Raw genomic sequence first — 13,412 nt, 5'->3', positions numbered from 1 at the left:
GGCCTGCCCTCCAGGCCTGTCAGCCGGCCGCACGGACCGCCGCAAGAGCGGAGCTGACCGCCTCGACCGCAGTACCGACGTCGTCCGTGTTTGTGCTCCAGTTACTGACCGAGACCCGCAGGACGTCCCTGCCCCGCCAGTGTGACCCGGACATCCAAACTTTGCCGTCCTCGATCACCCGGGCTGTCACGGCGCGGGTAGTGGCGTCGTCCCCGAAGGCCAGCGAAACCTGGGTGTAGTCGACGTCGTTAAGCACCTCGACGCCGTCCACGTCTGCCAGGCGGCTGCCGATGCTGGCAGCGGCGTCCGCAAGTCCGCGCACCTGGGCGGCCACACCGTCCCGTCCCAGCGACCGGAGGGCGGCCCACACCGGCACGCCGCGGCCGCGGCGGGACAGTTCAGGCACTTTCTCGAACGGGTCCCCGGGACCCTCGGCATCCGGGATGAGGTAACTGGTGTGCAGGCCCATGGCGCTCCGCAGGGCGGTGGTGTCCTTGACGACGGCGATGCCGCAGTCGTATGGGACATTGAGGGTCTTGTGGGCATCGGTCCCCCACGAATCGGCCAGGGCCATGCCTTGCGTGAGATGGGCGAGTTCGGGGACCGCCGCTGCCCACAGCCCAAACGCTCCGTCCACGTGGACCCAGGCACCATGCCTGCGGGCAACCTCGATGGCAGCGTCGAAGGGGTCGAAGGCGCCGGAGTGAAGATTTCCGGCTTGGAGGCAGACAAGCGCCGGCCCGGATCCCTCGGCCAACAGCCGGTCCAACTCTGCGGGAATCAACCTGCCCTGGGCATCTGCCGGTACCGCAATGGGCAGCCCCAGGCCGAGGTAGCGCAGGCCCAGGTCAATGGTCTCGTGGCGTTCCTGGCCCACGAAGCACCTGATCCGGGGGCCGCCTGCCAGCCCGTCGCCGTCAAGATCCCAGCCGGCGTCGGCCAGCAACCGCCACCGGGCAGCGGCCAGGCCGGTGAAGTTGGCCATGGTGGCGCCGGTAGTGAAGCCGACGTCGGACTCCGAGGGGAGGCCAAGGAGGTCCAGCAGCCAGTGGCCGGCACCCTCTTCGATGGCGGCTATTGCGGGGGTGGCGTAGCGCAGGCCGGAGTTCTGGTCCCAGGCGCTCACCAGCCAGTCGGCGGCCAGCGCTGCAGGCAACGTCCCGCCAATCACCCAGCCGAAGAAGCGCCCGGAGGGCATTGCCATCAGTCCGGGCTCGGCCTTGTCCGCGAGATATTCGACCACCGCTGCGGCGGGCATGCCCCGGTCCGGAAGGGGTCCGTTGAAGTCGGCCGCGAGGTCGTGGGCGCTTTGGGCGGGCCCGACGTGCCGGTCCGGCAGGCTCGCCAGCCATTCGGCGGCTCGCCGGGCCGCGACTGATAATGCTTCCGAATAGGGTTCCCCACCTGCGGACATACCTGCATGGTACGCCAGGGCGGCGAGGGGCCCTAACCCCGCTCAGGCGAAGTTTTCCTGCCAGACGTCGAAGCCGAGCTTGATGATCAGGGCCCCCACCACGAGGAGGAACACCGCACGGATGAACCTACTTCCCTGCTTTACGGCAGTCCTGGCCCCCAGGTAGCCGCCGGCCATGTTGGCGAGGCCCAGCACCAGGCCGACACCCCAAAGGAGCGAGCCGTGGGGCAGGAAGAAGATCAGGGCCCCGGCGTTGGTGGCCATGTTCACGATCTTGGCCTTCGCGCTGGCTTCGAGGAAGGCATAGCCCATCGCCGATACCAGCGCGATGATGAGGAAGGAACCGGTGCCCGGCCCGATCAGGCCGTCATAGAAACCGATGACGGCGCCGATGAGGCACGCGACGACATAGTGTGTGCGCCCGTCATGGCGCAGCAGGGTGATGTCGCCGACGCTGGGCTTCAGTGCGGTGAACAGTGCGACGGCGACCAGTGCCGCTACGATGATCGGCTTGAACACACTCGCCGGCAGGTTGGCGGCCAGCACAGCGCCGCCGAAGCTGCCCGCCAGTGCGATCACCGCCATGGGGATCGCGGTTCGAAGGTCGGGTTTGACCCGGCCGTAGTACGTCACCGCACTGGTGGTGGTCCCGAAAATCGACCCCATCTTGTTGGTGGCCAAGGCCTGGACCGGAGTGATGCCCGGAACCAGCAGCAAGGCGGGCAGTTGCAGCAGCCCGCCGCCGCCCACTACGGCGTCCACCCAGCCGGCGGCAAATCCAGCCACCACAATCAGGATGATCGTGGTGAGCTGGATCGACTCGAAACCAGATATCACCGCCGGAAATCAGCTGCGGACGGCAGTGACCACGTAGTCAACAGCCTTGTCCACGGCCACGTTCTCCGCTACGCCGCTCCGACGGTCCTTGATCTCGACGACGCCGTCCACCAGTCCCCGGCCAACGGCCAGGATCGTGGGGACACCCACCAGTTCGGCATCGCCGAACTTGACGCCCGGGGAAACCTTGGGGCGGTCGTCATAGATGACATCCAGGCCGGCGGCTTCCAGGTCCAGCGCCAGCTGCTCGGCGGCGGCGAAGATTTCCTCGCCGCGGCCCACGGCCACCACATGGACGTCCGCGGGGGCGACGGCGCGCGGCCAGGTCAGGCCCTTGTCGTCGTGGTTGGATTCGGCCAGGGCAGCGACGGCGCGCGTCACGCCGACGCCATAGGAACCCATGGTGACCACCACCTGCTTGCCGTTCTGGTCCAGGACCTTCAAATCCAGGGCCTCGGCGTACTTGCGGCCAAGCTGGAAGATGTGGCCCATCTCGATGCCGCGGGCGATTTCCAGCGGGCCGGAGCCGTCCGGTGCGGGGTCGCCTTCGTGGACGTCGGTGCATTCGATGACGCCGTCCCAGCCGAAGTCGCGTCCCGCCACGAGGCCGAACACATGCTTTCCGGCATCGTTGGCGCCGGTGATCCAGGCCGTGCCGCTGACAACGCGGGGATCCACGAGATACAGGAGCTTGGTTGAGCTTTCGCTGCCCAGCAGGGGGTCCTCCAGGGTCAGGCCCGGACCAAGGTAACCCTTGACGATGAGGGGCTGCTTCTTGAGGTCGTCGTCGTTGGCTGCTTCCACTCCGATCTCGCCGGCGATGGGCAGGAAGGAGCCCATGTTGGCTTCCACGCGCTTCAGGTCAACGCCACGGTCGCCGGGCAGCCCGATGACCACCAGCTGGCGTTCCCCGGTGGGCAGGGTGACGGCGAGGACAACGTTCTTGAGCGTGTCAGCGCCAGTCCAGGCGCCGCCGTCGGCCTCTGTACGCGGGGCGAGCACATTGGCGGATGCCACCAACGTGTCGATGGTGGGGGTGTCCGGCGTGTCCAGGACCGCGGCGGCGGGGGCTTCGCTGAAGTCGATGTCCGCGGGCACCACGGTGGTGACGGCTTCGACGTTGGCTGCGTAGCCGCCAGCGGAGCGGACGAAGGTATCTTCGCCGACCTCGGTGGGGTGCAGGAATTCCTCGCTCTTGGAGCCGCCCATGGCGCCGGCGGTGGCCGCGACCGGGATGACCTCCAGGCCCAGCCGCTCGAAGATGCGGATGTAGGCTGCGCGGTGCGCCGCGTAGCTGGCGTCCAGGCCGGCGTCGTCAATGTCGAAGGAGTAGGAATCCTTCATGATGAACTCGCGCCCGCGCAGCAGGCCGGCCCGGGGACGCGCTTCATCACGGTACTTGTTCTGGATCTGGTAGAGGCTCAGCGGCAGGTCCTTGTACGAGGAGTACAGGTCCTTGACCAGGAGGGTGAACATTTCCTCGTGGGTGGGGGCCAGCAGGTAGTCGGCACCCTTACGGTCCTGGAGCCGGAACAGGCCTTCGCCATACTCGGTCCAGCGGTTGGTGACTTCGTAGGGTTCCCGCGGCAGCAGGGCCGGGAAATGCACTTCCTGGGCCCCGATGGCCGCCATTTCCTCGCGGATGACCGCTTCAACCTTGCGCAGCACGCTGAGCCCCAGCGGAAGCCAGGTGTAGATGCCTGGTGCCGCGCGCCGGATGTAGCCGGCCCGGACGAGGAGCCGGTGGCTGGCCACCTCGGCGTCAACGGGATCTTCACGCAGGGTGCGCAGGAAAAGCTGGGACAGTCTTGTGACCACGGGCGGGTATCCGTTTCTGGGGAATGGCTGCTGGAAAGCAGAGCCGGGCAATTCTTCTGGGTACTAATCTACCGGCAAACCACGCCCCGCTTGGCGGTAGGGCAAAGGCCACAGAGGGCCGGACGCAATAGAGCCACGCCTGGCAGTGCAAAGCCCCTGGCCGTAAACGGCTGGTCATTGCATCCGGGCGTGGCTCTACGGCCGTTGACGCTTAGGTACTGGTGAGGACTGGTGAGACCGCCCACCCACTCCAGCGCAGCTAGGTCGAACCTATGGGATGGCGGCCACGTTGACAAGGGGTTTCTCCATTCGAAGGCCTAGGCGCCACCCTTTCCCTGGTCTGCTGCCGGACCCTAGAACAAGACCGTAGCGAACGTGCCCACCTGCCGGAAGCCCACCCGCTCGTACGTGGACCGCGCCCGGAGATTAAAGCCGTTGACATAAAGGCTGGTCACCGGCGCCAGGGTCCGGGCCTTCTCCACCACGGCTGCCATGTAGCCGGCACTCAGACCCTGGCCGCGGTAGTCAGGGTTCATCCAGACACCCTGGATCTGTGTGACGTCGGCAGTGACAGCCCCGAGTTCGGCCTTGAAAACCACTTCGCCGGAGTCGTTGACGTGTGCCAGGGAATGGCCCTGCCGGATCAGGCCTTCAACGCGGCGGCTGTAGAACTCCTTGCCACCAAGGAACGGTGAGTAGCCCACTTCTTCTTCGAACATGGCCGCACAGGCCGGAAGAATCCGCTCGAAATCGGCCAGGCGGCCCAACTCCAGATCGGCGTTCGGCACCACTGCCGGGGGCCCGCAAAGGGTCATCAGTGGCTGTTCATCCCGCACCTCGTGGGCTGCATGCCCCAGTTCCGCAAGCTCAGTGTGGAGGGCGAGGACTGAAGCTGCGGGACCAAAGGCCGAAGCAAAGCGCCGGCCGGACGCGCTGGCCGCTTCGGCCACCAGCCCGGCAAACCCGGGGTCCAGCTCCACCGGGACCAGGTTGGCTCCCGCCCAGCACGCACCCAGCAGGACGCCGTCGTCGAAGACTCCCAACACTGCGGCGCCGCCGGTGGTGGGTGCGGCCGACCCTGCCGCCCTGAGGTGCGCGAGCATAAAGACGTTCGCCACCGGATCCTGCATTGCCAGGCACCGCAGGGCAGGGGTATCCGCGCCGGAAAGGGCACGGACGATGATCCCCTCCGGCGCGGCGCCCTCCTTATGAGACGCTAACCACGGGGCTACCCTTGACAGCATCTTCGCCATCGGCCTCCCCCATCTCCTCGGCAATGCGCATGGCTTCTTCGATCAGTGTCTCAACAATCTCACTCTCAGGCACAGTCTTAATGACTTCACCCTTAACAAAGATCTGGCCCTTGCCGTTGCCGGAGGCCACGCCGAGGTCGGCTTCCCGGGCTTCCCCTGGCCCGTTCACCACACAGCCCATCACGGCGACGCGCAGCGGAATCTCCATGCCCTCCAGGCCTGCGGTGACCTGCTCGGCAAGGGTGTAGACGTCCACCTGGGCACGGCCGCAGGACGGGCACGAAACGATCTCGAGCTTGCGCGGGCGGAGGTTCAGGGACTGGAGGATCTGGTTGCCCACCTTGATCTCCTCCACCGGCGGCGCGGAGAGGGAAACGCGGATGGTGTCACCGATTCCCTTGGCCAGGAGGGCTCCGAAGGCAGTGGCGGATTTGATGGTTCCCTGGAACGCCGGGCCGGCTTCGGTGACGCCGAGGTGCAGCGGCCAGTCGCCCTTTTCTGCCAGCATCTCGTAGGCAGCCACCATGATCACGGGGTCGTTGTGCTTGACGGAGATCTTGAAGTCGTGGAAACCATGCTCCTCGAACAGCGACGCTTCCCAAACTGCCGACTCAACGAGCGCTTCGGGCGTGGCCTTGCCGTATTTCTTGAGGATGCCTGGCTCGAGGGAGCCGGCGTTGACACCGATGCGGATGGAGGTGCCGTGGTCCTTGGCGGCGCGGGCGATTTCCTTGACCTGGTCATCGAACTTGCGGATGTTGCCCGGGTTCACGCGCACGGCCGCGCACCCGGCTTCAATCGCAGCGAAGACGTACTTGGGCTGGAAATGAATGTCCGCGATGACAGGGATCTGCGACTTGCGCGCGATGATGGGCAACGCCTCCGCATCATCGGCCGAGGGGCAGGCGACGCGCACAATGTCGCAGCCCGAGGCGGTCAGTTCCGCGATCTGCTGCAGGGTGGCGTTGATGTCTGTGGTGGGGGTGGTGGTCATGGACTGCACGCTGATGGGCGAGTCCGAGCCGACTCCGACCGAGCCCACTTTGATCTGGCGGGTCTTACGGCGGGGGGCGAGGACAGGCGGCGGTGCTGACGGCATTCCCAGGCTGACCGAGGTCACATGGACTCCTTGGGTAGGTGTTTCAGAGGGGAAAGTGGTCCGGGAATCAGGACGCGTGCGGAGCGAGGATGCCGATTACGGGCGTCCATTCCGTAGAGCGGATGCCGGCAATGGTCCCGGCGGTGGCGAAAGGGTCTCGCTTCAGCAGGTCGTTCAGCTGGGTTTCGTCCTGGACCTTGAAGATCAAGAGGGCACCTGCCCCGTCACCGTACGGTCCACTGGTCAGCAACTGGCCGCCGTCCGCCAGGCCTGCCAGCCAGGCGCGGTGCGCGGGACGGTGCTCATCACGGGCGGCGTCGGAATCGGCGGCGTACACATACTCAACGGCAAAAACAGTCATAAGGACAGCCTATCCCCCGGGGCGGACTGACACCGATCCGCGAGCGCACTTCAGGATCCGGGTGCTCACTTCAGGAAGTACACCTTGACGATCGCTGCCGTGCCTGCCGCCCACAGCATCGACGTGAGTGTTCCGATGATGAACCGTTCTGCCGCCACGGGAGTTTCCTTCAGCTCGGCAAACCTGCCCAGGCCTTTGATCGCCACGATGTAGGCGATGGCCACCGGCTGTCCTGTGAGGATGGCCACACCAACGCCCAGGCGTTCGAGGACTCCGATGATCGCCCCGCCGCGCAGGATCCGCTGGCCGGGACCGGCCTGCCCGGAAGCGGCCTGTCCCCCGGCTGCCGGTGCCGGGTTGGAGATGTCCGACGGCGGCCGCCCGCCGTCCGCGGTCAGCTCACCGTCCACGCTTTGCCCGCGTTCCGGATGATCCGGCCCCGCCTCCGGGGCGCCGGGCGGGACAGCCGGCAGGGTGTCCACCGTGACATCCGCCGACGGGTCCTGGCCGGAAGCATCCTCGGCTGCCCGGCCCCTCCCCGCTGCGTCCGCCTTGTCATCAATGGTCCTGGCCAGCCGGAACACCAGCGAGGTCACCGGCCAGCCGGCAAATCCGGCCACCAAGAGGGCCACCGCGATCCAGAGTGCGTTCACTGTTCTCCTTTGACGGGGTCGGAGTGCGCCAGCACCCGGGCGTGGGCGTATTCGAGGAGCATGGCTGCCGCCGGCCTGGCGGCCCATTCTTCCTGCCAGCCGGACCGGAGTACGGCACGGCTCACCGATTGTTCGGATATTCCCAGTTCCCGGGCCACCTGCTTCTGGCTGCCGTGACGGACGTGGCCGCCGTCCAGGACGCGCAGCAGGTCCACCACGCGCCACTGCGCTGGCGTGCGCTGCTGCACCACGCGCCCGATCAGGCGCAGCACCGCCTGGGCGTTTGCACTGCTCATGGCTCCTTCCCCGGCACCGGGCGGGATGTCCCGGCCACGTCCCATACTGCCGGACACCACTGACAGCGGAACCTGGGCTGCCGCGCCCTTGGCGATGTCCACCGCCTTTCGCGCTGCCACAAAACCGCTCCCGCTTCCCTCCCGCGGACTTCCACCGCGAGCGAGCTGAACAGCGCCGATCCCGATTCCGACATACCAGTGCCCGTCGCGGAGAGCATGGAGGGCGATGTCCACCACATCCGCTGCCTGTTCGACAACGCCTTGAAGTTCGTCACCAACGGAGCGCTCAAACGGGTCCGGGGCGAGGCTGTGCAGTGCTGCTATCAGGCCCGGAACCCTGTCCACGTCGGTGGTACTGCCGCGCTGGTCGATGGTTAGTACGTACATGCCTTAACCGTACGGAGGTGATCATTAATAATCAATCGAAAATAGCTGATTAATCAATATCAGCCGAAATAGGCTGAGATTGCCGAATCAGCTCATGTGTCTCTGGCTCCGGCCTGCAGCCTTCAAGACCGGCCGCAGGCCGCCCCATGCGATCCAGGACGCGGCACCGGCCATGAGTAGCGCCCCGGCAGTCTGGGTTGGCAGGCTGCTTCCCGTCGTAGCCTGCCCCAAGACAACGCCCAAAAGAAAGAACAGCACGGCACCGGCCGCCCAGAGTGCCCCGGCCCAACGCGGCAGGACACCGGAACGCCAAACCGCGAGCCCCAGCAGCACGTTGCCGACGAAGGCGAGCAGGAGGCCAAGCAGGAACGCCCCGGTCATGGATCCCGGGAATTCCAACTGCATCACGTCCCGGTTTCCAGCCAGGTAGGCCTTTCCGATGGCCGGCGTGGCGAAGGTGGAAATCACGGCCGGCACCAGCAGCAACGCCGTCCCGGCCACGGCTGTGACCATCGCTGTCAGGGCAAGCCGTACTGTCCGGCTGCCGGCCAGGCAGCAGCCCAGGGCGAACAGCCCGAAAATGGCAAGAATGGTGCCCGCAGTGCTGCCAAACAGATGGCGGAACTGGTAGGAGTCGGAGCTGACAAAGCGGGCCCAGGCTTCGGGGTCCTTCGTCTGGTCCGGCTGTGGCTCCAGCGTGGAGAGGGCAGTGACGAGCCATGCGGCCGCCAGCACCCACAGCCCCGCCCGGATCCAGCGGCTGATCTTGTGCGGGACCATTTGTGTTCACCTTTCTCCACCTGCGGCATCAGGCTGCGGGAAGCATCTCAGCCGAAGAGGTTCACCGGCTTCACGATGTCGGCGTAGATCAACAGCACGCTCATTCCCATGAGCAGGGCGGCCACCACGTAGGTCACGGGAAGCAGCTTGGCGATGTCGAAGGCTCCCGGGTCAGGCTTGCCAAAAAGCTTGGCCACGCGGCGGCGGGCCCCCTCGTACAGCGCTCCGGCCACGTGCCCGCCGTCGAGTGGAAGCAACGGGATCAGGTTGAAGACCGCGAGCGCGAAGTTCAGTCCGGCCAGCAGTCCCACCAGCACGGCCAGCCGGGACTGGACCGGGACTGCCTCCATGGCCGCGACTTCCCCCGCCACGCGTCCGACGCCCACCACGCTGATGGGGCCGTTCGGATCGCGCTCTTCCTCGCTGAACGCGGCCTTGGCTACGCCCACAACCCTCGCGGGCAGGTTGAGGACAACTCCGGCCACCTGCCGGATGTTCTCCCCCGCCATGGGCAGGACGGACGACGCCGGCTGGGGTACCAGTTCTGTCTGCGCACCAATGCCGAGGAAGCCCACGTCCTGGTACCGCAGATTGCCGGCGTCGTCCTTGGCCTGCCGTCCGTCGACGCCCACGACCGGGCGGGCGGACAGTACCGGAGTGACAGTGGTGGTGACCGGGGCGCCGTCGCGCTCTACAGTGATGCTGACTTCCCGGCCGGCGGACGCACGAATCCATTCCGTCAGCTGGTCCCAGCCGGTGACCGCTTTCCCGTCGAAGGAGGTGACCACGTCATTCGGCAGGAGCCCGGCGGCCGCGGCGGGGGTCAGCCGGCAGTCGGCGGAATCGGGGTCCACCGTCTGGCCGGCGGCCACCTGGCACTTCGACACGTCGGCGATGGTGGTGGTGGCAGTGGCGACGCCGAAGCCCATCAGCAGCACGGCGGTCAGCACCACGCCGATCAGCAGGTTCATGGCCGGACCGCCGAGCATCACGATGATTTTCTTCCAGACGGGCAGCCGGTAGAACACGCGGTTCCCGTCCTCGGGGCCTACCTCTTCGTGGGCCATCGAGCGGGCTTCGGTGGCGAGGGTCTGGAACATGCCGGTGCTGGAGGGGCGGACGGTTCCGTCGGCCTTGTTGGGCGGGTACATGCCGATCATGGACACGTAGCCGCCCAGCGGGATGGCCTTCACACCGTATTCGGTCTCGCCTTTCCGCTTGGACCACAAAGTGGGCCCGAAGCCGATCATGTACTTGGTGACGCGTACCTTGAACAGCTTGGCGGGGACCAGGTGCCCCACTTCGTGCAGCGCGATGGACACAGCAATGCCGATCGCCACAAAGACGACGCCGAGGATAAATAGGAGGATGGGGCTCATGCGTGGATCTGCTGCTTCCTAGAGACTGCTTACTGCCAAACGTTCGTGGGCGCGTGTTCGTGCCCATTCTTCAGCATCCAGCACTGACTCAAGGGTCAGCTCCGAGGATCCTGGGTGTTCGCTGAGGACAGCGTCGATGGTGTCCACGATGTCGGTGAAGCGGATGCGCCCGGCGTGGAAAGCCAGGACTGCTTCTTCGTTGGCCGCGTTGAAGACGGCGGGGTACGTGCTCCCCTGCTTGGCGGCATCCTTGGCCAGGTCCACAGCGGGGAACGCTGTGGCGTCGAGGGGCTCAAAGGTCCAGCTGGTGGCCTGGGTCCAGTCGCACGGGGACGCTGCCTGGGGCACCCGGTCCGGCCAGCCGAGCCCCAGGGCGATGGGCAGGCGCATGTCCGGTGGTGAGGCCTGGGCGATGATGGACCCGTCGTAGAACTGGACCATGGAATGGACCACCGACTGCGGGTGGACCACAACGTCTATCCGGTCCAGCGGCACGTCGAACAGCAGATGGGCTTCAATGAGTTCAAGGCCCTTGTTGACCAGGGTGGCTGAATTGGTGGTGACCATCAGGCCCATGTCCCAGGTGGGGTGCGCCAGGGCCTCCTGCGGGGAAACATCGTGGAGCTGCTCCCGCGTGCGGCCGCGGAACGGGCCGCCCGATGCTGTCAGGATAAGTTTCTCCACCTCGGCCGCCGAGCCGGAGCGCAGGCACTGGGCGATGGCCGAATGCTCGGAGTCTACCGGAACGATCTGGCCCTCGCGCGCGGCAGCCTTGACCAGCGACCCGCCCACGATCAGCGATTCCTTATTGGCAAGCGCCAGTGTTGCCCCGGATTTCAGCGCGGCCAGCGTGGGCGCCAGGCCGATGGAGCCGGTAATGCCGTTGAGCACCACGTCTGCATCCACGGCTGCGATGCGCGCCGAGGCATCGGGGCCGGCGATGATTTCCGGGCGGTAGTCCTGCCGTCCTGCCGTACGGGCAGCCGCGGCGATCAGATCCTGCAGCTGCTTCGGATCACCGGATGCGATGCCGACGGCGGCAGCGCCGGTATGGACCGCCTGGCGGGCGAGGAGCTCGAGGTTCCCGCCGCCCGCGCTGAGTGCCACTACCTCAAAAAGGTGCGGGGCGCCGTCGACGACGTCAATCGCCTGGGTGCCGATGGAACCGGTGGATCCGAGGAGGACGATTCTGCGAGGCTGCATGGCTTAAGTATCCCGCACGCGGGTTCTGATCAGTGCCTTGAGGTCAAAGGCGACGGCCTGTCGGCGGCCGGCGTTGCACCCTGTGCTGAAGCAGGCAATTGAAGACTTGGAAGGGGCCCACGCATATTCATGTCAGTTCATTGTTATATGGTCTGTGAATGCCGCACTCAGTCTTGTCCAAGGGTGGAAATTCGACCCTGCCAACGCATAACGGCGAAAGACTGTCCGTTGACCTTCAGTGGCAGTCGTCGAGTTTTGACGTAGACCTCTTCCTAGTCATGGTCGATTCCAATGGACGAGTATCTTCCAATGAAGCACTCGTCTTCTATAATCAGCGGCAATATCTCGATGGTGCGGTTGAATACGTCGGCAGGAAGTCTGCGGGGGCTGGCGCCCAGGAACACTCAGCCACGATTTCACTGTCCCGAATCCCTCACTCCGTCCAGCGAATCGCAATAGCAGCCAGCCTGGATTCTTCGGATCAAGTCCTTGGCCAGCTGCGAGACCTGCGCCTGATCATCAAATCAACTTCCGGCGTCTCTTTCGAAGTCCCCGCCTCAGATCTGTCCAGTGAAAACGTGGCAGTGATGGGCGAGATCTACCGCAGGAGCGATGGCTGGAAGGTCCGCAGCGTATCGCAGGGTTGGACGGGCGGGCTTGAATCCTTTCTCGCTGAGCACGGAGTGACACTGGGCGGGGAGGTCTCGACAGCTCCTACCGCGGGTCGCGTCCCCCCGGCACTTGGCCAGCAGCGCCTCAGTGATCTCCATGACTTGGAGCACCGGATACGTGAGAAAGAAGCAGTGCTAAAGGAACTCCAGTCGCTGATTGTCGAGACCCGGGAGATCAAACTCCTCCAAGAACTCGGCATCTACGAATTCGCGCACCCGCTCGATGATGCCATCCAATACAAAGGCCGACTGGACCAGTTGCGCGCCAAGATCAAAGAAACGGCGAAGGAACGTGCCGTGACAGGTGCCGCGAACTGGGCTGTTAACGGCAGCCTGCCGGATGGCGCACGGATGGTACGAGAGCAATGCCGGCTAATGCTCCGCGCATACAATGCCGAGGCTGACAATTGCATCCGTGTGGTCCGCAGCCACAACCTTGAGCCGACCAGATCGAGGCTGACCCGGGCAAAAGACTCGATCCAAAAACTGGGTCGAAGCATGGCCATTCGGATTACGGAGGAGTACCACGAACTACGCCTTGCTGAAATCCAGCTCACCGCGGACTATCACCTGAAGGTCTCCGAAGAGCGCGAGATGCAGAGGGCTCTTCGCGAGGAACTCCGTGAACAGGAAAAGGTTGAACGCGAACTCCAGAAGGCCAGAGAAAAATTCGAAAAGGAACGCGATCAATACGAGTCTGCTCTTCAGATAGCGATCAACAGTGGCGATGTGTCAGCCATCGCTACGATGCAGGCTCGGCTCGACCAAGCCGAACTCAACCTTCGCGACATCGAGAACCGAGAGGCTAACGCCAGGGCCGGATATGTTTATGTCATTTCAAATCTCGGTGCCTTCGGCGACCAGATCGTGAAGATAGGCATGACGAGGCGCCTTGAGCCCACAGAGAGAATCCGTGAACTCAGCGGAGCGGGGGTCCCGTTCCTGTACGACATTCACGTTCTGTTCTTCAGTGACGACGCCTCCGGCTTGGAAAGTCAATTGCACCGGGAATTCGAAGACCGTCGCGTCAACCGGATCAATCTACGTAGGGAGTTTTTCTACGCCACCCCGCACGAGGTCCGTGAAGCGGTGCGAAGAATTGTCGGTGCAACGACACTGGAATTCAAGGAAGAAGCCGAAGCCTCCGAGTTTCGGCGCAGTATGTCGATGTCCAAGGGGGAATAGTGGGATTCAGGAAAAGCAAATCTTTCAAGGTGATGCCGGGAGTGCGGGTCCGGGTCTCCACAAGCGGCGTGAGCAC

At 65.0% G+C, this 13,412-nt stretch carries 12 protein-coding genes; 1 reads left to right on the top strand and 11 read right to left on the bottom strand.

Annotation, left to right across the window (positions count from 1 at the left end; translation table 11 throughout):
- Positions 1–19: 19 nt before the first annotated feature.
- From IAQ70_RS07310 to dxr, 11 genes are all read right to left on the bottom strand, one after another.
- Complete coding sequence (locus IAQ70_RS07310; RefSeq protein ID WP_190988649.1) at positions 20–1,414, bottom strand: pyridoxal phosphate-dependent decarboxylase family protein; 1,395 nt, start codon at positions 1,412–1,414, stop codon at positions 20–22.
- Positions 1,415–1,456: 42 nt separating this feature from the next.
- Positions 1,457–2,251 carry a sulfite exporter TauE/SafE family protein gene (locus IAQ70_RS07305; RefSeq protein ID WP_190988648.1) on the bottom strand — a complete coding sequence of 265 codons (795 nt, stop codon included), beginning with the start codon at positions 2,249–2,251 and terminating at the stop codon, positions 1,457–1,459.
- Positions 2,252–2,260: 9 nt separating this feature from the next.
- Positions 2,261–4,069, bottom strand: coding sequence for a proline--tRNA ligase (locus IAQ70_RS07300; protein WP_190988647.1), 1,809 nt, complete (start codon positions 4,067–4,069; stop codon positions 2,261–2,263).
- A 353-nt stretch (positions 4,070–4,422) separates the two neighbouring features.
- Positions 4,423–5,313 (bottom strand): GNAT family N-acetyltransferase, encoded by an 891-nt coding sequence (locus tag IAQ70_RS07295; protein ID WP_190988745.1) that lies wholly within the window; start codon positions 5,311–5,313, stop codon positions 4,423–4,425.
- Entirely contained in the window at positions 5,276–6,442 is a 1,167-nt protein-coding gene (ispG, locus tag IAQ70_RS07290) for a flavodoxin-dependent (E)-4-hydroxy-3-methylbut-2-enyl-diphosphate synthase (RefSeq protein WP_190988646.1), read from the bottom strand. The genes IAQ70_RS07295 and ispG overlap by 38 nt, the downstream gene beginning before the upstream one ends.
- 46 nt (positions 6,443–6,488) lie before the next feature.
- A complete protein-coding gene (locus tag IAQ70_RS07285) occupies positions 6,489–6,782 on the bottom strand; it encodes a YciI family protein (RefSeq protein WP_190988645.1) in 294 nt (97 codons plus the stop codon).
- Between the two features lie 65 nt (positions 6,783–6,847).
- Complete coding sequence (locus tag IAQ70_RS07280) at positions 6,848–7,435, bottom strand: hypothetical protein (RefSeq protein WP_190988644.1); 588 nt, start codon at positions 7,433–7,435, stop codon at positions 6,848–6,850.
- Positions 7,432–8,118, bottom strand: a complete 687-nt coding sequence (locus tag IAQ70_RS07275; protein ID WP_190988643.1) for a helix-turn-helix domain-containing protein — start codon at positions 8,116–8,118, stop codon at positions 7,432–7,434. The genes IAQ70_RS07280 and IAQ70_RS07275 overlap by 4 nt, the downstream gene beginning before the upstream one ends.
- Before the next feature lie 87 nt (positions 8,119–8,205).
- Positions 8,206–8,898 carry a hypothetical protein gene (locus tag IAQ70_RS07270; protein ID WP_190988642.1) on the bottom strand — a complete coding sequence of 231 codons (693 nt, stop codon included), beginning with the start codon at positions 8,896–8,898 and terminating at the stop codon, positions 8,206–8,208.
- A gap of 47 nt (positions 8,899–8,945) precedes the next feature.
- On the bottom strand, positions 8,946–10,277 hold the full coding sequence (locus IAQ70_RS07265; RefSeq protein ID WP_190988641.1) for a M50 family metallopeptidase: 1,332 nt from the start codon (positions 10,275–10,277) through the stop codon (positions 8,946–8,948).
- An 18-nt stretch (positions 10,278–10,295) separates the two neighbouring features.
- The gene (gene dxr / locus IAQ70_RS07260) at positions 10,296–11,480 is read right to left on the bottom strand and encodes a 1-deoxy-D-xylulose-5-phosphate reductoisomerase (protein ID WP_190988640.1); all 1,185 of its coding nucleotides are present in this window, start codon (positions 11,478–11,480) and stop codon (positions 10,296–10,298) included.
- A 158-nt stretch (positions 11,481–11,638) separates the two neighbouring features.
- Here dxr and IAQ70_RS07255 point away from each other — a divergent pair, with 158 nt between their 5' ends.
- Entirely contained in the window at positions 11,639–13,336 is a 1,698-nt protein-coding gene (locus IAQ70_RS07255; RefSeq protein ID WP_190988639.1) for a DUF4041 domain-containing protein, read from the top strand.
- Positions 13,337–13,412: the final 76 nt, after the last annotated feature.

The sequence above is a fragment of the Pseudarthrobacter sulfonivorans genome (assembly GCF_014712225.1).
In the GTDB taxonomy this organism is placed as follows: Bacteria; Actinomycetota; Actinomycetes; order Actinomycetales; family Micrococcaceae; genus Arthrobacter; species Arthrobacter sulfonivorans.
This window is presented reverse-complemented; position numbering and strand designations above follow the sequence as displayed.

What these genes read in the sequence shown, in the direction of transcription:
- IAQ70_RS07295 (WP_190988745.1), bottom strand. Translation starts at nt 5,313, where the DNA reads ATGCTGTCAAGGGTAGCCCCGTGGTTAGCGTCTCATAAGGAGGGCGCC.
- IAQ70_RS07265 (WP_190988641.1), bottom strand. Translation starts at nt 10,277, where the DNA reads ATGAGCCCCATCCTCCTATTTATCCTCGGCGTCGTCTTTGTGGCGATC.
- IAQ70_RS07255 (WP_190988639.1), top strand. Translation starts at nt 11,639, where the DNA reads ATGCCGCACTCAGTCTTGTCCAAGGGTGGAAATTCGACCCTGCCAACG.
- dxr (WP_190988640.1), bottom strand. Translation starts at nt 11,480, where the DNA reads ATGCAGCCTCGCAGAATCGTCCTCCTCGGATCCACCGGTTCCATCGGC.
- IAQ70_RS07275 (WP_190988643.1), bottom strand. Translation starts at nt 8,118, where the DNA reads ATGTACGTACTAACCATCGACCAGCGCGGCAGTACCACCGACGTGGAC.
- IAQ70_RS07285 (WP_190988645.1), bottom strand. Translation starts at nt 6,782, where the DNA reads ATGACTGTTTTTGCCGTTGAGTATGTGTACGCCGCCGATTCCGACGCC.
- IAQ70_RS07310 (WP_190988649.1), bottom strand. Translation starts at nt 1,414, where the DNA reads ATGTCCGCAGGTGGGGAACCCTATTCGGAAGCATTATCAGTCGCGGCC.
- IAQ70_RS07270 (WP_190988642.1), bottom strand. Translation starts at nt 8,898, where the DNA reads ATGGTCCCGCACAAGATCAGCCGCTGGATCCGGGCGGGGCTGTGGGTG.